At 71.5% G+C, this 19,480-nt stretch carries 12 protein-coding genes; 4 read left to right on the top strand and 8 right to left on the bottom strand.

The annotated features are described in order from the left end of the window. The 6 genes from CCN56_RS22100 to CCN56_RS22075 form a co-directional block, all read right to left on the bottom strand. Positions 1-1,609 (bottom strand): alpha-galactosidase (locus CCN56_RS22100; protein WP_086829315.1); only part of this gene is annotated, 1,609 nt, incomplete at its 3' end. Between the two features lie 155 nt (positions 1,610-1,764). Further along, positions 1,765-4,218: an RICIN domain-containing protein gene (locus CCN56_RS22095; RefSeq protein WP_218779438.1), complete on the bottom strand. Its 2,454-nt coding sequence runs from the start codon at positions 4,216-4,218 to the stop codon at positions 1,765-1,767. Between the two features lie 143 nt (positions 4,219-4,361). After that, positions 4,362-6,260 (bottom strand): DUF5107 domain-containing protein, encoded by a 1,899-nt coding sequence (locus CCN56_RS43900; protein ID WP_086829312.1) that lies wholly within the window; start codon positions 6,258-6,260, stop codon positions 4,362-4,364. Then, positions 6,257-7,102: a carbohydrate ABC transporter permease gene (locus CCN56_RS22085; RefSeq protein ID WP_086829310.1), complete on the bottom strand. Its 846-nt coding sequence runs from the start codon at positions 7,100-7,102 to the stop codon at positions 6,257-6,259. Before CCN56_RS22085 ends, CCN56_RS43900 begins: the two co-directional genes overlap by 4 nt. 15 nt (positions 7,103-7,117) lie before the next feature. Further along, positions 7,118-8,095, bottom strand: a complete 978-nt coding sequence (locus tag CCN56_RS22080; RefSeq protein ID WP_086829308.1) for a carbohydrate ABC transporter permease — start codon at positions 8,093-8,095, stop codon at positions 7,118-7,120. A gap of 8 nt (positions 8,096-8,103) precedes the next feature. Next, positions 8,104-9,402 carry an ABC transporter substrate-binding protein gene (locus CCN56_RS22075; protein WP_086829307.1) on the bottom strand — a complete coding sequence of 433 codons (1,299 nt, stop codon included), beginning with the start codon at positions 9,400-9,402 and terminating at the stop codon, positions 8,104-8,106. A gap of 301 nt (positions 9,403-9,703) precedes the next feature. On the opposite strand from CCN56_RS22075, the gene CCN56_RS22070 reads away from it, so the two are divergent. From CCN56_RS22070 to CCN56_RS22060, 3 genes are all read left to right on the top strand, one after another. Next, on the top strand, positions 9,704-10,708 hold the full coding sequence (locus tag CCN56_RS22070; RefSeq protein ID WP_086829305.1) for a LacI family DNA-binding transcriptional regulator: 1,005 nt from the start codon (positions 9,704-9,706) through the stop codon (positions 10,706-10,708). Positions 10,709-10,875: 167 nt separating this feature from the next. After that, positions 10,876-13,335: a glycoside hydrolase N-terminal domain-containing protein gene (locus CCN56_RS22065; RefSeq protein WP_086829303.1), complete on the top strand. Its 2,460-nt coding sequence runs from the start codon at positions 10,876-10,878 to the stop codon at positions 13,333-13,335. A gap of 239 nt (positions 13,336-13,574) precedes the next feature. After that, the gene (locus CCN56_RS22060) at positions 13,575-15,980 is read left to right on the top strand and encodes a ricin-type beta-trefoil lectin domain protein (RefSeq protein WP_086829301.1); all 2,406 of its coding nucleotides are present in this window, start codon (positions 13,575-13,577) and stop codon (positions 15,978-15,980) included. 84 nt (positions 15,981-16,064) lie between these two features. Here the strand turns inward: CCN56_RS22060 and CCN56_RS22055 are convergent, their stop codons facing one another. Next, on the bottom strand, positions 16,065-17,717 hold the full coding sequence (locus CCN56_RS22055; protein WP_086829299.1) for an amidohydrolase: 1,653 nt from the start codon (positions 17,715-17,717) through the stop codon (positions 16,065-16,067). A 93-nt stretch (positions 17,718-17,810) separates the two neighbouring features. Next, a complete protein-coding gene (locus CCN56_RS22050) occupies positions 17,811-19,148 on the bottom strand; it encodes an MFS transporter (protein WP_086829297.1) in 1,338 nt (445 codons plus the stop codon). A 146-nt stretch (positions 19,149-19,294) separates the two neighbouring features. On the opposite strand from CCN56_RS22050, the gene CCN56_RS22045 reads away from it, so the two are divergent. Then, a partial coding sequence (locus CCN56_RS22045) for a LysR family transcriptional regulator (RefSeq protein ID WP_143664596.1) occupies positions 19,295-19,480 on the top strand: 186 nt, incomplete at its 3' end.

Genomic DNA, 19,480 nt, shown 5'->3' with positions numbered 1-19,480 from the left:
CGATCCGGTCGACCGGATCGGTGTTGTCCGAGGTCCAGGCCTGGTCGGTGCGGGCGAGCATGCCGAGGTCGACGCGTCCGCCGCCGCCCGCGCACGCCTCGATGCGCAGTCCGGGGTGGGCGGCGCGCAGCCGGTCCATGATCCGGTGGACGGCCCGGGTGTGATCGATCCACAGCCGGTCGGGATCGGGGTGACCTTCCCAACCCACGTCGGTGAAGGGACGGTTGGCGTCCCACTTGAGCCAGTCGACGCGGTTCTCGCGCACCAGGCGGTCGAGCGTCTCCTGGGCCCAGGCCTCGACCTGGGGTCGGGCGAAATTCAGGACCAACTGGCTGCGGAACTCGGTCGCGTCGAGCCGGGGAGAGTGGACGACCCAGTCCGGATGGGCGCGGTACAGGTCGCTGTCGCGGTTGACCATCTCCGGCTCGACCCACAGCCCGAACTCCATGCCGAGACCGTGTACTTCGTCGGCGAGCGGGCGCAGCCCGCGGGGGAAGGCATCGGGGCGGGGAGTCCAGTCGCCGAGCCCGGACTTGGCGTCCCGGCGCGCGCCGAACCAGCCGTCGTCCAGGACGAAGAGCTCCGTGCCGAGCCGCGCGGCCAGCCGGGCGAGGTGGATCTGACCGGCCTCGTCGACGTCGAACGCGGTGGCCTCCCACGAGTTGTAGAGGACCGGCAGATCACGCTCCGGCTCCGGCAGCACGTGTCGGCGTACGTGCTCGTGCCAGGCGCGGCTGGCCGCGCCGAAGCCGTGCGGGGTGTAGAGGCCCGCGTACACCGGGGTCTGCAGGGTCTCGCCCGCCCGCAGGGTCCAGCTCAGCCCCTCGTGTCCGAAGCCGTCGGTCCAGGTGGTGCGGCCGAGCGGGTCGCGGTGGATCGTGACGCGCCAGCTGCCGCTCCAGGCGAGCGCGGTGCTCCACACCTCGCCGTGCTCTTCTGCCGCGGTGCCGTTGTCGAGGGCCAGCCAGGGGTTCGCGTGATGGCTGGTGATGCCTCGTCGGCTCGTCAGCACCGTCTCCGCGACGGCGAGCCGGTCGCGCTGGAGCCGGGACTCGCTGCTCCAGGTGCCCGTCAGATGGCTCAGCCGGTAGTCGGCCAGCGGGGGAGCGGTCCAGGAGGCCGAGTCCAGCCGGTCGACGGTCACAGGGTCCGGCGGGCCGTCCACGGACCCGGTGTGGGTCAGCTCCGTCCAGCGCTCGATGACGTCGCCGCCGGACAGGACGCGGTAGCACAGTTCGGTACGGAGGGGGCGGCGCCGGTCGTCGAGGCGGATCCGCAGCACGCTGCCGTCGACGGCGTAGCCGGTGTAGCGCCACTGCGTGCCCCGGGTGCCGTCGGAGAAGCGGACCTGAAGACCGGCCGGCCCGAATCGCGCCCCGGTCTGCGGGGCGAGTTCGTCGGCGGCGGCCTCGGACTCGAAGATGCCCCAGACCGGGGAGGTCGGATCCGGCATCGCGGCGAGGTCCTCGTGGTCGAGCGGGGCACCCCAGTAGAGGTGTCGGGGGCTGCCGTCTGCGCCGATGCGGAGCGCGTACATGGTGTTCGGAGTGCGCAGTACCGCGAGGCCGAGGTCGGGGTCGAAGGTGACGGGCGGGGATGCGACGGGCATGAGCGGGTCCTCTGATCGGGAGAGCGGGGGGGCTGTGCCGGAGCGGCGGCCTCGGCCGGACGGCGGGTGGGTGTCCCCGTGTGGGCCGTGAGGTCCCGGGGCTGTCGCCGCCCCGGGACCCTGGCGTCAGCCCCGCATCCGGGTGCTGAACCGGCTCACGTGATCGTCCAGTGCTGGAGGGCGGATCCGGTGTCCTGCTGCTGTGTCACGGGGCTGTTCTTGCCCGTCGGCGCGGTGACCACCAGGCCGCTGGACACCGAGGTGAGCGTGTGGGTGCCGTCGGCGAGCTTCTTGACGTTCCATCGCTGGTTGGCGTTGCCTGAGCACGACCACTGGATGATCGTCGCGCCGGGTGCGGTGGAACCGCCGTTGACGTCGGCGCACAACCCGGTCGCCGTGTTGACGAGCGTGTACGAGCCGTCGGACTGAAGGGTGAACCGCCAGTTCCTGTTGGAGCCGGTGTTCGTCGCGGTGAGGGCGGTGCCCGCGCCGCTGCCGTTCGGTGCGGTGAGGAAACGGGTGCCTGTGGCGACGGTGTGCGTGCCGGTGTAGTCGGGGGCCACCGTCCAGGTGAAGGAGACGGAGGCGCTTGCCGTCCCCGAGGCGGCCGTGACCGTGGCGGTGGAGGTGCCCGCCGTGGTCGGGGTGCCGCTGATCAGGCCGGAGGAGTTCATCGACAGGCCGGCCGGCAGGCCGGTGGCCGAGAAGGTCAGCGGCTTGGAGAGGTTGTCGGTGGCGTCGAGCTGGAGGGAGACCGTCGTACCGGCGGTCGCGCTGCGGTTTCCGGGGCTGGTGAGCAGGACCGTCTCCGGGGCGGTGCCGGTCGCGGTGAGGGTGAGCGTCTGCTCGGCCGCGGTGCGGGCCCCGCCGACGGCGCTGCCGGTGGTGTCGGTCCAGGTGCGGCCGGGCGTGGTCTCGGCGAGGCGGCCGGAGACGGAGGACATGCCGATCGTCAGGCCGCTGTAGCGGTTGACCAGTCGGAAGGCGCCGGTCGTGGTCTTGTCGGGGAGCACGAACCACTGCTGCCCCACGCCGGCGGCCGAGGCGTCGGTGACGGTCGGACGGGTGCCCCACGCGCGGTTCGCGGTCGAGGCGCCGTCGACGCCGAGGAGCTGCCCGGTCGACGTGTTGACGATGCGGTACGAGCCGTCGCCGTGCGAGAGGAAGGTCCACGACTCCAGGGCGGAGCCGGTGGCGGCGGGCACCGAGGTGGTCTGGGTGCCGCCGGAGACCTGGGCGAGGACCCGGCCGTTGCCGGCCGCGATCCGGTAGGTCTTCGTCAGGTCGAGCGGGGCGGCGGGGGCGGAGGAGTCGACGGTGACGTCCGCGTACTCGCCGCCGGAGGTGGCGCAGGAGATGGAGCAGTACGACCGGAAGGTCTTGCCGATGACCGAGGTGCCGGTGCGGCTGGCGCCGTCGACCATCCAGCGGTACCAGGACTCCGAGGTGTAGCTGCCGGAGTCCCCGATCAGGGTCCACTTCTGGGTGGCGAGGTCGTCGGTGACGTAGAACCGCTGGGGCGCGGCGCCGGAGACGACCTCGGGCTCGCCGATGTAGAGGCCGAGGTGGGCGTCGTAGGCGATGTTCATGATGAACAGGTCGGATTTGCGGGGGAGTTCGCCCGCCGCGATCTGCTGGTCGACGTTCCCGGTGTTCGCAGGGCTGTAGTCGTCGGCGACCGGCGTGTAACCGTTGGTGTTGGCCGCGGTGACCGGCACCATGTTGCTCTCCCGGCCGCCCAAGCCCGGCTGCGACCAGGTGCCGTCGTACCACTTCTGCCAGGTACCGGAGGCCATCTTGCCGGAGATCGGGGCGCGGGCGACGTGCGCGAGGCCGCCGTTGGGGCCGCCGACCCCGCCCTTCGGGACGATCCGCGAGCCGTAGTAGACGTAGAAGTAGCCGGAGGCGACGTCGACGAAGAGGCGCGGGTCGCCGTCGCCGTAGTCGTACGTCTGGTTCGGGAAGGCGGCCGTGTCGCCCCGGGTGGTGCTGTACGGGGAGGTGAGGGCGTGGCCGCGGATGTCCCAGGTCCTGCCCTGGTCGTGGGAGACGGCGTAGTCGATGGCGTCGTAGTGCAGGCCGTCGCCGAAGGGCTGCGGGGTGAACTCGTTGTGCACCAGGCCGTACCAGTCGCCCGTGTCGGGATCGACCCACAGGCCCACCAGGTCGCAGTAGTTGCGCTGCGAGTAGCCCGAACCGCCGGGCGCGGGCGTCGAATCCAGACCGGTGGGGGAGTTGTTGCACCGCCACGTGGTGTCGTTGTTGCGGTCGTTGGAGTTCGTGGGGTTCACCGCGTCGCTGATCGTGGTCGAGCGGGTGGCGGTGTCGAAGTCCTTGCCGGTGTAGAAGTCCCAGTAGCGGGGATCGGTCGTGCCGTACAGGGCTGCGGACTGCTGGAAGTAGAAGGTGCCGTCCTTGTCGACGTACGCGCCGGCCGGGGTGTCGGTCGGGTACGCGTACGAGTGGACCGCGCCGACCCCGATCGAGTACGTGGGGGTGGCGTCGGCCGCGGCCGCCGTCGGCGCCCCGAGCGTTCCGGTGCCGGCCGCCGCGAGCACGAGGGCGACGAGCCCGCCGGTGAGTCGTCTTCTGGTGCGAGGAACTGACACAGGTCCTCCTTGTGAGGGGGGGCGAGACGGCGATGGGGCGACGTCTCGCGGTGGGCCGACCGCCCTGACAGGGGCCGGCGTGGCCGGGGCGCGGGGCCCCGGCCGGCTTCGTGTCCGCTGTGCGCCGCGCCCCTGGCGGGGGCTCAGCTTCCCGACATGCGGAAGTCGTAGGCCGCGGGAACCGGCCGGTCGGGGTGGACGGCGTGCCAGAGGGTGTCCAGGGACACCTCGCCCTCGCGCATGTTGTCCACCTGGATGCCCTCGGCCAGCAGGGATCGCACGCGGTCGTCCTCGCCGAGAGCGTGTGCGGCTCTCGCCTCGGCCAGCCGGATCCTGCCGTGAGCGCGGGCCGGCGCGGGCAGCGCTTCGACGATGGTGAGCACGTCGGCGGCCAGGTCGGCGGCGAGCAGGGCGTCCAGCGTCTCGACGGTGATCTCGTGCAGGTCGGGGCGGAGCCGGTGCGCCTCGACGAGGAGGTCCGCCTTCTCCTTCGGCGCGGGAGTGAGGAAGGCCAGGGCGCGCAGGGCCCAGGAGGTGGGGCGGTCGGCCAGGGAGCGCAGGAGCGCGACGCGGGCCGTGTCCGGCTCGCCGTCGGCCAGCCGGACCAGCGCGAGGTGGTAGAGCGCGTGCCAGTCCCCGGCGTGGCGTTCCAGGAGCGCTCGCCAGTGGGGTCCGGTGACGGGCTCGGCGGGCGGGTCGCTCACCGGCAGGGTGCCGGTGGCGAGGAGCTGCCGCCACGGTTCCTGCTCGGTGCCGGGCGTGCCGAACGGGAGCAGTGGGGAGGCGGGCAGGGCGCCCGCCTCGATCTCCAGGGCGGCCCATCCGGAGCCCTCGGTCAGCGGTTCCTCGGGCGCGCCGAGGGTTTCGGCGAACGTGTTCGCGCGGTGAAGCTCGGCCTCCGGCACCAGCAGTTCCAGGGCCTCGGCGGCGGCCGTCCGGGCCTGCGTCCAGTCGCCGTGCACCGTCTTCGGATCGGCGCTCAGCATCCCGTACGCCTCGGTCCACGACCAGGTCGCGCCGGCGGGCATCGGGAGGTGCTCCAGCTGGGTGCGGGCGAGTCCCGCCTGGATCTCCAGGTACGCGGAGCGGGGGCCGGACAGCCACTCCTGCCAGTGCCTGCCGCCGGTGGAGGTGCCCCAGCAGAACATCTTCCTGCCGCGCAGCCGCGCGGTGGAGGCCTGGACCAGACCCGTGCCGGTCTCGTCCAGCGCGGCGATCCACCGCCGCTCGCCTTCCGGGAGGTCGAGGAAGTAGTCGGCGGCGCGGGCGAGACGGCCCGGACGGCTGTGGTCGCCGCCCTCCAGGTACGGGAACCCGACGTGCCTCAGGTCGCTCACGTAGTCGCAGTGGAAGGCGTGGTCGGCGGGCGCGAGGACCCGGGTGCCCTCGGTCTCCGGCACGGCGATGTTCGACCACCAGTAGACGGGAGTCTCGTGTTCGCTCGGGTTGTGCACGGTGACGCGGACGTACAGGACGGGCGAGCCGGCGGGGAGCCAGGTGTCCATGCGCAGGACCAGTCGGCGCAGCCGCTCGAAGGCGTACATGCGCAGGACGGGCGTGCCGTCCGGGGCGGTGACGCGGGCGGCGTGCAGCGGCTCGCAGGTCAGCGGCCAGTGGCCGGTGGCGCCGAGGTTCCACTCCACGCCGCCGGCCAGCCAGGCGTCGCGCAGGGCCAGGTTGGCGGGCTGGAGGGTCCGGTTGCGGTGCAGCAGCTCGCGGCCGGTGGGCCGGTGCACGAGCGACCACAGCCGGCCGCCGTATCCGGGCAGGAAGACGGCGGTGAGTTGCTCGTTCTCCAGCACCACGGTCGGGAGTTCGCGGGTCGAGCGGACGCGGTCGTAGCGGTCCTGACGTGTGTACGGGAGCAGGCTGCGCGGGGCTCCGTAGGCCAGGTTGCGGCGCATCTCGTCGTCGACCCCGACGCCTTCGGCGGTGTACGAGGAGATGCCGTGCAGGATCGGCAGGGTGCCGACGGGGTCGGCGGCACCTTCGATCCTCAGGACGTCGGTGCGGAGGGCGGAGGTGCCCAGGGTGGAGGTCATTTACCTATTCCCACGGTCATGCCCTGGATGATCCGCGTGCCCATCCAGGAGAAGAGCGCGATCATCGGGGCGAGAATGAGGCAGACTCCGGCGAACATCGTGCCGTAGTCCAAGCCGTTGATCTGCGCGGCGGCCACGAACTGGGCGAGTGCCACGGGGAGGGTGATCCGGTCCTGGCTGTGCGTCAGGACCAGGGCGAACAGGGTCTCGTTCCAGGCGCTGATGAACTGCAGCAGGAACGCGGTGATCAGGCCGCCGCGCGCGACGGGCAGCACCACCTGGACGAAGGTGCGCAGGGGGCCGGCGCCGTCCAGGACCGCCGCCTCCTCCAGGACCGCTGGCACACCGGAGAAGAAGCCGGTGAGCATGAAGACGGTGAACGGCATCGCGAGGCCCAGGTAGACCAGGATCAGGCCGAACCGGTTGTCGACCAGGTCCACTTGGGCGAGTCCGACGAACAGCGGGACCACGAGGACCTGCCCGGGCACGCCGAGTCCCATGGCGAAGCTCATCGTCAGGGCCGAGGAGGTCGCGGAGCGGCGGCGGGCCAGCGCGTAGGCGCACGGTGCCGCCACGGCGACGGCGAGGAGGGAGGAGACCACCGCGGCCAGGACGCTGTTGAGGGCCGCCTCCGCGAAGCCGCCCTCGTCGAGGGCGCGGGTGTAGTTGCCGAGCCTGGGAGGTACGGGGAGGCCGATGACGTCCTGGAGGATGTCCCGGCTGCCGCGGAGGGAGGTGAGGGCGATCCACAGGATCAGCAGCAGGTCAGCCGCCACCACGGCCCAGACGAGGGCGGTGACGAGACGTCTCACCATGGAGGTGGAGCCGCGTTTGCTTCGCACGTGCGGTGGCCTTTCTCAGTACTCGAGGGGTTCGCGGCGCATCAGCCGGCGCATCACCAGCGTCACGACGGTGACCATGAGGAGGCTGGTGATCGCCGCGGCCGTGGCGATGCCCAGGCGCGGTGTGGTGGCCTGCGGGAACGCCTCCGTGTACACGTAGACGGCGGTGTTCCAGCTCTCGGCCGGTGGATAGGCGCTGCTGCTGCCGCCGAACAGCAGGATGAGTTCGAAGATCTTGACCGAGCTGACCGTCCACAGCACCGCGCAGACGGAGATGACGTCCCAGGCCCCGGGCAGGGTGATGTGCCGGAAGCGCTGGAAGGGTCCCGCGCCGTCGAGTTCGGCGGCCTCGTACAGGTACTGCGGGATCTGGTCGACGGCGGCCATGATGATCGACGTGTAGTAGCCGGTCGCGGTCCAGATCAGCGTGCCGAGGATCAGCGGCATCAGGTTGTCGGTCGACAGCCACTTCGGTGGTGTGTCCACGCCCACGAGTGCCAGGACCTGGTTGACCGGGCCGTCGGGTGAGAAGAGGAAACCGGCGGCGATACCGAACACCATGCCGTTGACCAGGCACGGGAAGAACAGCACCGACCGGGCGAACAGCCGGCCCTGCATCTCCCGCAGCACCAGGGTGAGGGCCAGGCTGATGGCGAAGGTGACGATCCCGCCGACGAACATCAGCACCAGGGTGTTGGCCAGGGAGGTCCGGAAGAACGGATCCTGGAACAGCAGCCGGTAGTTGTCGAGACCGCGCCACTCCATGGGACCCATGCCGTCCCACTTGTAGAGGCTCGTCCAGATCGCGTAGCCGACCGGGGCGAGGAAGAGGACGCCGTAGACGAGGAGCGCGGGAGCGGTGAACGGCCAGAAGGTGCGGCGCTGTTGGCGCTGGTGGGGTCCGCCGTCGCGGTGACGGGCCGTGCGGCTCGATCGGGGGACGGCACCGCGGACGTGGTCCGTCCGCGGTGTGTCCTGGTTCGTGAGGGTCACGGCCCGCCTCAGCCCTGGGACTTCCAGTACGAGACCTGGGCGGCCTTGCACGCGGCGACGAACTGGGCGGCGGTGGTCTTGCCGTGCCACAGGTCGAGGAAGTTCCGGTCGAGGACCTTCGGCGACCAGCTTCCCGCGACACCGTCGAAGGCCAGTCGGACCTTCGGGCTGCTCAGGGCCTTCTGGGCGTCGGCCAGCTCGGCGGGGGCAGGGATGTCCTCGCGCGGGGTGATGTTCGCGGCCTTGGTCGCGATGCCGCTCAGCGTCTTCTTCTGCAGGAAGTAGGCGATGAACTTCTCGGCGGCGCCGGCGTTCTTCGCGCGCTTCGGGACGGAGAAGCCGAACAGGGCGGCGTCCGGGGTGGTGGCACCGGGCGGCAGGAGGGAGCCGAACTTCCAGCCGGACGGGATCTGCTGGGCGACCTCGGCGGTGACCCAGCTGCCGTTCATCAGGAAGCCCGCCTTCCCGGCGGCCCAGTTGGTCTGCTGGGCGGGGTACTTGGTGGCGTCGTAGCCCTTGATGACGTGGCCGCCCTTGACGAGCTTCTCGATCTTCCCGGCCGCGGCCAGGACCGCCGGGTCGTCCCACGCGGCGCCGGTCTTGTCGGCGGAGAGCCTGGCGACGTCGACGCCTCCCGCGTTCAGCAGGTAGTCGAGGTAGAGGCCGTTGGTCCAGGGGTCCTCGCCCTCGGAGGCGACGCACGCCTTGCCCTTGGCCTCGACGGCGTCGCAGATCTTGAGGAAGGCGTCCCAGTCGGCCGGCGGATTCGGCATGGCCGCGGTGACGGCGGGGTCGGCGGCGTTGTAGTACATGCCGGTCGTGGCGACCTCGTACGGGATGACGTAGTGGTTCGAGCCCGAGGGGTCCTTCGGCAGCATCGCGAAGTACTTGTCGGGTATGACGTCCGAGACCTTCACGTTCTCGCCGGGGACCTGCATCGCGAGCACCGAGGACAGGTCGCGGGCCTGGCCGGCCGAGGCGGTGGCGCCGAAGATCGCGTCGTTGGCCTGGTCCCACAGGTCCGGGGCCTGGTTGGCGGCGATCGCCGGGCCGATCTTCTTCGACACGTCACGGCCGGCCCAGTTCACCTCCACCTTGATGCCCGTGGACGCGGTGAAGTCCGCGATCGCCGCCTTGATCACCTGCGCCTGCGGCTCCTCCGCCCGCCACATCGACCAGTACGTGAAGCTCTTGCCGTCCCCCGCGTCGTCACCGCCGCACGCGGTGAGGCCGAGGAGGAGCGCGGCGGCCGTCACGGCTCCGGCGACTCGGACGGTACGGGAAGCGGGCAGGAGGGATCTGGCCATGGGGTGTTTCCTCTCGAAGGCGCGAGGTGCCGCGCGGGAGTTGACCACCAGCGCTCGCCGCAGGTTTCGGCTCTGTGTCGGCGTGGACCGGCTGGATGGGTGGGAACGGTACGGGCCGCTTGACCGGTAAAACAAGTAGGTGGCGCGAAGTTTTCGAAGAGGTGACGGCGAGATCCATGCATCTGTGCCTGTGGCCTGGTGGGAGACTGGGAGAGTGGCGTACGGCCTCTTGACCGGCCTCGCCACAGTGGCTACTTTCCGGGGGACGTTGTTTTACCGGTCCAATAGTTGGAGTGCAGCCATGGTGACGATGCAGGACGTTGCAGAACGCGCGGGCGTCACCAAGCAGACGGTCTCGAACGTCCTCAGCGGCCGGGTGGCCGTGCGCCCGGCCACCGCGGCGCGCGTCCGCAGCGCGATCGACGAGCTGGGCTACACCCCCAACCTGGTCGCCCGCTCCCTGGCCACCGGCAGCACCCGGACGGTGGGGCTCTTCGTGCCCACGGTCGCGGGCGCCTTCTACTCCGAGCTGGTCGAGGAGGTCGAGGACGTCCTGGAGGAGCACGGCTTCCATCTCCTCCTGTGCACCACCCGCCTCGACGGCGAGCGGGCGCGCCGTCATCTGGCGAGCCTGGCCGGCCGCTCGGTGGACGCCCTGCTGATCGCCGGTGACCGCGATCTGATCGACCACCTGCCGCTGCTCGCCGACGCACGCTTCCCGGTCGCCCTGTGCGCCTGGGAGACCGAGGCGCCCGACGCCTTCCCCGTGATCACCATCGACTACGAGAAGGCCGGCCACCTGGCCGGCCGCCATCTTCGCGAGCTCGGTCACGAGCGGGTGGCCGTCCTGGCCAGCCCCGCGCACGCCCCACGCGTCGCCGGGTTCCGGCGGGCGTTCGCCGAGAACGGCATCACCATCCCGGACAGTGCCGTCCACGTGGCTTCCGAACCCACCATCACCGGGGGCTACGCGGCGGCGAACGCCGCGCTCGCCGCCGATCCGTCCCCGACCGCGATCTTCGCCACCCACGACATCCTCGCCCTCGGCGCCCTGGAAGCGGCCCGCGTCGCCGGCCTCTCCGTCCCGCACGACCTCTCCGTCGTCGGCCACGACGACAACCTGGAGGTACGGGGTGCCCGGCCGGCGCTCACCACCGTGGCCATACCCAAGCGCGAGATGGCCCGGCAGGCCGTCGAGCTGCTGCTCCGTGCCGTCGAGAGGCCCGGGCGCGTGGCCAACGCGCTCCAGCTGCTGCGGCCCGAACTCATCGTGCGGGACAGCACCGGGCCGGCCGCCGCGCTCTGACACGGGCGGCCGAGCAGGGCCGCAGGGTCGAGGACCACTCCCGTCGCCGCACACTCCCGGTGACGGGAGTCCCATGCGTCCCCCGGAGCCTGCGCCGACCGGCCGCCGCCACGCTCGGGCGCGACCCGCCGGAGCCCGCGCACCCGAATCCCCGAAAGGACACTCCGTTGCTCCTCGACCGCGCCCCCGGCCCGGACCTCCTCTGGTACCGACGCCCCGCCACCTCGTTCCTGGAAGCGCTGCCGCTGGGCAACGGACGCCTCGGGGCGCTGATGTACGGCGGCGGCGCGGGCGCGGAGGCGGGAGCGCGCGGCACCGCCGAGACGATCGACCTCAACGCCGACACCCTCTGGTCCGGCGGCCCGGGGAACCGTGACAGGGTCGGCGCGGCAGACCATCTGCCGGCCCTGCGAGCCGCTGTCCTGGCCGACGGCGACCTCGCCCGCGCCGAGACCCTCGCGACCCTGATGCAGGGACCGTTCACCGAGGCGTACCAGCCGCTCGGGACGCTCCGACTCGCCTTCGGCGACGGCCGGACGGACGACTACGTGCGCTCGCTCGACCTGGACGCCGCCGTCCACCGCGTGACGTACCGGACCGAGGGCGACGACATCCTGCGCGAGTCGTTCGTGTCCGCCCCCGCAGGAGTGCTCGTCACCCGCGTCACCTCGGCATCACCGGGGCGGATCTCACTCACGGCCCACCTCGGCTCGCCCCATCCCGGCACCCGTGTCGACACGGAAGCGGAGCGGCTCGTCCTGTCCGGACGCGCCCCCGCCCACATGGAGTTCGACGCCGCCGAACCCGCCCACTACCACCCGGACGCCGGCATGGGCTTCGCGGCCGGGCTACGGGTCCTGGCCACCGGGGGGCTCCTGGAGGGCGCCGAGGGCGCGGTGACCGTGACCGGTGCGGACGAACTCGTCCTCCTCGTCGCCGTCGCGACCGGCTACCGCGGCCACACCCGTACGCCCGCCGGCCCCGAGGACGGCCCGGTCGACGAGGTCGCACGGCTGCTCGACGCGGCCGCCGAACGGCCTTACGAGCAGCTGCTGTCCGAGCACCTCGCCGATCACCGAAGGCTCTTCCGCGGCACCGCACTGCGCCTGGGCGACGGTTCACGGAGCGAGGCGCTCCCCACGGACCAGCGGATCGCCGCCGTCAGGGAAGGCCGGGAGGACCCGGCGCTGGCCGGCCTGCTCTTCGCTTACGGCCGCTACCTGCTGATCGCCTCCTCGCGTCCCGGCACCCAGCCGGCCAACCTCCAGGGCATCTGGAACAACCAGGTCGCGCCGCCCTGGAACGCGAACTGGACCACCAACATCAACCTCCAGATGAACTACTGGCACGCCGAGACCACCGGCCTCGCCGCCTGTCACCGCCCCCTCTTCGACCTCGTCGCCGACCTCACCGAGTCCGGGGCCCGCACGGCCGCCACGTACTACGGGACCCGCGGCTGGACCGTGCACCACAACGTCGACGTCTGGCGCACCGCCAACCCCGTCTCCGGCTCCCCGGTCTGGGCCAACTGGCCGATGGCGGGGGCCTGGTTGTGTGCCCACCTGTGGGAACACCATCTGTTCGAGGGGGCGGACGACGGCGATCGCGGCGGAGTCGGCTTCCTCGCCGAACAGGCCTATCCGGCCATGCGAGGCGCTGCCCGCTTCCTCCTCGACTTCCTCACGGAGGACCGCGACGGGCACCTGGTCACCTGCCCCTCCACCTCGCCCGAACACCGTTTCCGGCTGCCGGACGGCACGCTGGCGGCCGTCTCCGCCGCCGCGACCATGGACTACTGGCTGACGACCGAACTGTTCGCCCGTACCGCCTCGGCGGCCCGGCTCCTTGGCGTGGACCAGGGCCTCACCGCCGAACTCGACGCGGCCCGCGCCCGGTTGCGACCGCCGGTGACCGACGGGCACGGCCGCCTGCTCGAATGGTGGGAGGACCTTCCGGAAGAGGACCCCGGGCACCGCCACCTCTCCCACCTCTACGGCCTCTATCCGGGCAGCGCGATCGACCCGGTCACCGCGCCCGCACTCGTCGAGGCGGCCCGGCTCGCCCTCGTACGGCGCCTGGACCACGGGGGCGGATCGACCGGCTGGAGCCGCGCCTGGGCGGCGGCCCTGGCGGCCCGGCTCGGTGACGCCGACCTCGCCCATGACAGCGTCCGTGCGCTGCTCACCGAGTTCTCCGCTCCCAACCTCTTCGGCCTGCACCCGCCGGACCTCTTCCAGATCGACGGCAACTTCGGCGCCACCGCGGCGATCGCCGAGATGCTGCTGCAGAGCCACAACGGCGTCCTGCGCCTCCTGCCCGCGCTGCCCCGGGCCTGGGCGGACGGCAGTGCGGAGGGGCTGCGCGCACGGGGCAGCGTCGGCGTCGATCTGCGGTGGGCCGGCCATCGCCTCAGTGCCGCCACCCTGCGCTGCGGCGCCCGTCAGGCCACACTCACCGTCCTCGTGCCCGCCGACACCCCGGACCTCGTCGTGACCGATGCGGAGGGGCGGCCGGTGGCGTCCGAGGTCGTACGGACGGAGGGCCGTGTACTCCTGAGGTTCGACGCCGAGGCCGGTTCTGTTCGGAATATCGCACCGATCAGGCGCATGGGTGTTGACTCTTGGTGAGTTGCGTTCAACTATGCTCGAAGTTACTCCGTTAATGCCTTGCTAGAGGCGCCAACGCGTTTCAGGTCGGGTGACCCGCATGGGCTGACGCCCCTTGCAACGGGGTCATCGCCCAGCGGCATCCTGCTCGCGGTCGCCCTGCCGGGTGCCTGGAGAACGGGCTCACCATCGCGCTCTGCCCACGGTCACTTCGCCGCGCCACGAGTTCCCGCAAGCATGTCCGACACCAAGGAGTCAGTATGACCCGAGCATCCGTGCGTCTGCGGAGAACGTTCGCCGCTTTCCTCGGCCTGTCGTTGAGCACGCTCACCGGCCTGACCGCGCCCACCGCCGCGGAGGCCGCACCCCCGCCGCCGGCCCTGACGTCGACCTCGATCACGGTCAACGGTGCCAAGCCCGGCCTGACCTTCGACGGAGTCGGAGCGATCTCCGGTGGCGGAGGCAACTCCCGTCTCCTGGCCGACTATCCGGAGCCGCAGCGCAGCGAGCTGCTCGACTACCTGTACAAGCCCGGTTACGGAGCCTCCCTGCAGCTGCTGAAGCTGGAGATCGGCGGCGACACCAACTCCACCGACGGCGCCGAGCCCAGCCACATGCACACGGCCGGCACCGTCGACTGCGACCAGGGCTATCAGTGGTGGATGGCCGAACAGGCCAGGGCCCGCAACCCGCGCATCAAGCTCGCAGCGCTGTCCTGGGGTGCTCCGGGCTGGATCGGCGGCGGCAACTTCTGGTCCCAGGACACCATCGACTACCTCATGTCCTGGATGGACTGCGCAGGCCGGCACGGTCTGACGATCGACTACCTCGGCGGCTGGAACGAGCGCGGCTACGACAAGACCTGGTACCGCAACCTCAAGGCCGCGCTGATCGCGCACGGCTACGGCGCCACCAAGGTCGTCGGTGCGGACAGCGACTGGGGCGTGGCCGACGCCATGGCGCAGGACCAGGCGTTCAAGGACGCCGTCGACGTCGTCGGCGTGCACTACCCGTGCGGCTACCTCGGCGCGTACACCGACTGTCCCAGCACGGTCACCGCGCAGCGGCTCGGCAAGCCGCTGTGGGCCAGCGAGAACGGGTCCCAGGACGCCGACACCGGCGCGGCCGCCGTGGCGCGGTCGGTCAACCGGGGCTACCTCGACGGGAAGATGACCGCCTACTTCAACTGGCCGGTCATCGCGGCCCTCTACCCGAACCTCTTCTTCTCCACCGACGGCATGTCCGTCGCCAACCAGCCGTGGTCCGGCAACTACCACATCGGCAAGACCACCTGGGTGACGGCGCACACCACGCAGTTCACCCAGCCGGGCTGGCACTACATCGACTCGGCGGGCGGCTATCTCGGCGGCAAGCGCGCCAACGGCAGTTACGTGACCCTGAAGTCGACGAACAACACCGACTACAGCACCGTCATCGAGACGATGGACGCCACCGCCGCCCAGACCGCCTCGTTCACCGTCACCGGCGGCCTGTCCACCGGCCAGGTCCACGTCTGGGACACCGACGTCCGGTCGGAGGACGCCAATCGCTGGTTCGTCCACCAGCAGGACGTCACCCCGAGCGGCGGCACGTACACGCTCACCCTCCAGCCCGGCCACCTCTACACCGTGACCACCACGACCGGCCAGGGCAAGGGCACCGCGACCCCGCCGGCCCGCCACGCGCTCGCCCTGCCGTACGCGGACGGCTTCGACACCCCGGCCACCACCACCTCGCCGAAGTACTTCTCCGACATGAACGGCGCGTTCCAGATGGTGCCCTGCGGCGGCGGCCGTACCGGTACCTGCCTGCGTCAGATGGCCCCGACGTCGCCGATCAGGTGGACGGACGAGCCGTACAACGCCCCGTACACGATCATGGGCGACGGCACCTGGAGCAACTACACCGTCTCGTCCGACGTCCTCTTCGAGCAGGCGGGCTCGGTCGAACTCCTCGGCCGCGTCAACCAGCAGGGCAGGAACAACAACGGCCTGAACGCCTACCACCTGCGGGTCGGCGACACCGGCGCCTGGTCCATCGACAAGAGCGACACCGCGTGGAACTTCACCACCCTGGCGAGCGGCACGACCACCCGGCTCGGCACCGGCACCTGGCACACCGTCGCGTTCGCCCTCGAGGGCTCGACCCTGACCGCGAAGGTGGACGGCGTCACCGTCGGCAGCGCCACCGACGCCGGCTTCACCAACGGCCAGGCCGGCCTCGGCGTCACCGGCTACCGGACCCAGCAGTTCGACGACTTCACCCTCACCCCGGGCACCGCCACCACCCACGAAGGCCCGGTCACCTCGGGACTGGCCGGCAAGTGCGCCGCGGCGGACGCCTCCGGCGCGAGCGGCACGCCGGTCGTGCTGGGGGACTGCGACGGGGGAGCCGCGCAGACCTGGACCTGGTCCAACGGCACCCTGACGCACGACGGCAAGTGCCTGGACGTCACCGGCCAGGGCACCGCCAACGGCACGGCGGTGATCCTGTGGGACTGCACGGGCGGCGCCAACCAGCAGTGGGCGCCGCAGTCCGACGGCGGTCTGAAGGGAGTCCAGTCGGGCCGCTGCCTCGACGTCCCGGGAGGCTCGACCGCCAACGGCACCGAGCTGGTGATCTGGGACTGCAACGGCGGGGCGAACCAGAGGTGGACGCTCCCGTAGCGCATGCGGGCGAGCGCCGTCCGGACCAGGGTCCGGACGGCGCGCCGTCGCGTCGGCGTGTCGGCCTTGCGGGGAGCGAGCCGGTCAGGAGACCTTCAGGGCTCCGGTGTCATGGGCGACGCGACCGCCGGCGACCGTGGCCCCCACGGTCAGCTCCCCGATACGGTCGGCGGCCACGCCCAGCAGGTCGTCGCTCAGGACCGTGAAGTCGGCGAGCATGCCCTCGGCGAGAGTGCCCTTGACCCGCTCCTCGTGCACCGCGTACGCCGAACCGACCGTGTACGCGTACAGGGCCTGCCGCGCCGTCACCGCCTCGGCCGGGCCGATCGGCGCGCCCGAGGCCGTACGCCGGTTCACCATGTCGTGGATGCTCAGCAGCGGGTCCGGGGCGACCACGGGCGCGTCGGAGGAGCCGGGCAGCACCACGCCGGCGTCCAGGAACGACCTCATCCGGTAGGCGAGGTGCCCTCGTACGGGGCCCAGCGCGGCGAGCAGCCCGTCGCCGGTCTCCGACAGGAACCGGCCCTGCGGTACGGGGATCAGACCGAGCTCCGCGATCCGGGCGACCTGGTCGTCGCTCGCCACGCCCGCGTGCTCGATGCGGTGGCGCACGTCGACGCGCGGGTACGACCGGCCCGCCTCCTCGTACGCCTCCAGGACGACGTCCAGGGCGGCGTCGCCGATCGCGTGCGTGGCGACCTGCCAGCCGCAGCGGTGCGCCTCGACGATGTACCGGCGCAGCTGCTCGCGCTCGAAGGCGAGCAGGCCGCTGTTGCCGGGGGTGTCGTGGTAGTCGCAGCACATCGCGGCCGAGCGGCCGATCAGCGAGCCGTCGGAGAGGATCTTCGTCGGCCCGATGCGCAGCCACTCGTCGCCGAAGCCCGTCCGTAGCCCCAGGTCGAGTCCGTACCAGGTGGCACCGGGCTCGAAGACGCCGCAGTCGTGCAGCGTGGTGATGTACGGCATGAGCGTCATCCGTACATTGAGCAGATCGCGCTCCCGGGCCCGCATGAAGGCGTCCAGGTCGGCGGGCCCGTTGCCGATGAGGCCGACGCCGCCGATGCCGGGCTCGGTCACGCTGGTCAGGCCGACGGTGAGGGCGGCCCGCGATCCTTCGGCGATGTTGGCGATCCACTCCTCGGCGGGCAGTGGACGCAGCACCCGCTCGACCGGCCGCATCGCGGCCTCCTTGAGCAGGCCCGCCGCGCGTCCGTCCGCATCGCGTACGACGACGCCGCCGGGCACGTCGGGGACGGCGGCGAGATCGGGGAACCCGGCGCGGGCGAACGCCTCCGTGCCGGCCACGGCCATGTGGCCCGAGGTGTGCACCAGCCAGACGGGACGGCCCTGGGCGGCGCGGTCGAGGGCCTCGGCCGTCGGATGGGCGCCGGTCTTGTTCTGGTCGTAGCCCGCGCCCACCACCCAGGCGTCGGCGGGCAGCGCCGCGGCCCGCTCGGCGACGGCCCGGTACAGCGCGTCGAGGTCCGGTGCGACGTCGGCGGAGACGTCCAGCTGGCGCAGTCGCTCCCCGACCATGCTGAGGTGGTGGTGCGCGTCGTTGAAGCCGGGCACCGCGTGCGCGCCGCCGAGGTCGACGACCGTATCGGCGGTGCAGCCGTGCAGGTCGTCGTCGAGGGCGACGATCCGGCCGCCCAGAACGCCCAGGGAGTGGGCCGTGGGGCGGTCCGGGTCGAGGGTGGTGAACCGTCCGTTGCGGAACACGGCGTCGAGGCGCACGGGGCAACTCCTTCGAAATGAGTGGAACCGGCGGCCGCCGCCCACGGTGGGGTGAGGGAAGCGGCGACCGCCGGGGTCTGGGGCGCGGCGGGGTCAGATGGCCGCGGGGACGCGCGGCGCCGTGGTCTCGCGCCGGTCGCCGGATCGGCCGAGGGCCGCGACGCACACGGTGGTGACCAGCAGCAGGACCGTGTAGAAGCCGGCCACGGGCCAGATGGAGCCGCCGCCGGACGTCAGCACGGACTGGGCGATGAGCGGGGTCGTACCGCCGATGAGGGTCGAGCACAGCTGGTACGAGAGCGAGATGCCGGTGTACCGGACCCGCGAGGGGAAGGCGCGGGCGAGGAAGCCCGCGAGGACGGCGTAGTAGCCGGAGGTGCAGACGACGGCGAGCGCGATGCCGCAGAAGACGAGCACCGGCTGCGCGCTGCCGATCAGCAGGAACATCGGGATCGTGACGACGACGTTGGCGAGCAGCGAGACGACCATGAACCGGGTCTCGCCGACCCGCTCGGCGATCAGCGCGCCGCACGGCTGCCAGAGGAACTGCACGACGGCGCAGGCGAGCAGGACGTACAGCATGGTCTGCCGGTCCATGTGGAGCTCGTTGGTGGTCCAGGCCAGTACGAACGTGTTGGTGAAGTAGGCGGAGGAGATGCCCATGACCGAGGCGCCGATGCCGAGCAGCACGGTCCGCCAGTTGGTGCGCAGCACCTCGGCGATCGGCAGCTTCACGACCTCGCCGCTGTCCTTGGCGCGCTCGAAGTCCTTCGACTCCTCGACCTTCAGACGGATCACGAGACCGACCACGACGAGCAGACCCGAGAGCAGGAACGGCACGCGCCAGCCCCAGGACAGGAAGGCGGCGTCGTCGAGGGTGGTCACGGAGAGGAAGACGAGCGTCGACAGGATCGCTCCCGCCGGGGAGCCCTGCTGCACCATCATGGCGTAGAAGGAGCCGCGGCCCTTCGGAGCGCTCTCCGAGGCCATCAGGACGGCGCCGCCCCACTCGCCGCCCACGGCGATGCCCTGGACGGCGCGCAGCAGCGCGAGGAGCAGTGGCGCGCCGACCCCAATCTGCGCGTACGTCGGCAGGACGCCGACCAGGAAGGTGGCTCCGCCCATCAGTACGAGGGTGGTGACCAGTGTGCCCTTGCGGCCCATCCGGTCACCGAAGTGGCCGAAAACGACGCCGCCGAGCGGCCGGGCCAGGAAGCCGACCCAGAAGGTCGCGAAGGAGGCGAGCACGCCCGCGGCCGGGGACACCTCGGGGAAGAACAGCTTCCCGAAGACCAGCGCGGAGGCCGTGCCGTAGATGAAGAAGTCGTACCACTCGATGGCCGTGCCGACGAACGAGGCGAGACCGGCGCGCCGGGCCTGGTGCGAAGCACGGGTTCCACTCGCGCCGGCGGGAGGGTGAGTGATGTTCATGGAGCCTCCGGCAGACTGTGAGCCAGACGGTGAATCGGGGACAGCCATAGTCTGAATTCGGCCACTCATGCCGTCTAATACTTGATGGCTTGCGATCTCATGCCTGCGAGGCATGGGGCGGTCCGTCGAGGCCTCAGGAGGACGTCATGGAACTACGGGTGCTGCGGTACTTCCTCGCCGTCGCCGAGGCGGAGTCGGTCACCGCCGCGGCCCGGAAGGTGTACGTCGCCCAACCCTCCCTGTCCCGCCAACTGGGCGCCCTGGAGAAGGACTTGGGTGTCTCCTTGTTCACCCGTCGCCCGGGCTCGCTGACCCTGAATGCGGCCGGCCGC

This window comes from Streptomyces sp. NRRL B-24572 (assembly GCF_002156145.1).
GTDB classification, from domain to species: domain Bacteria; phylum Actinomycetota; class Actinomycetes; order Streptomycetales; family Streptomycetaceae; genus Streptomyces; species Streptomyces vietnamensis.
The sequence above is the reverse complement of the archived record's forward strand: the minus strand, read 5'-3'. Positions and strand labels throughout refer to the sequence as shown.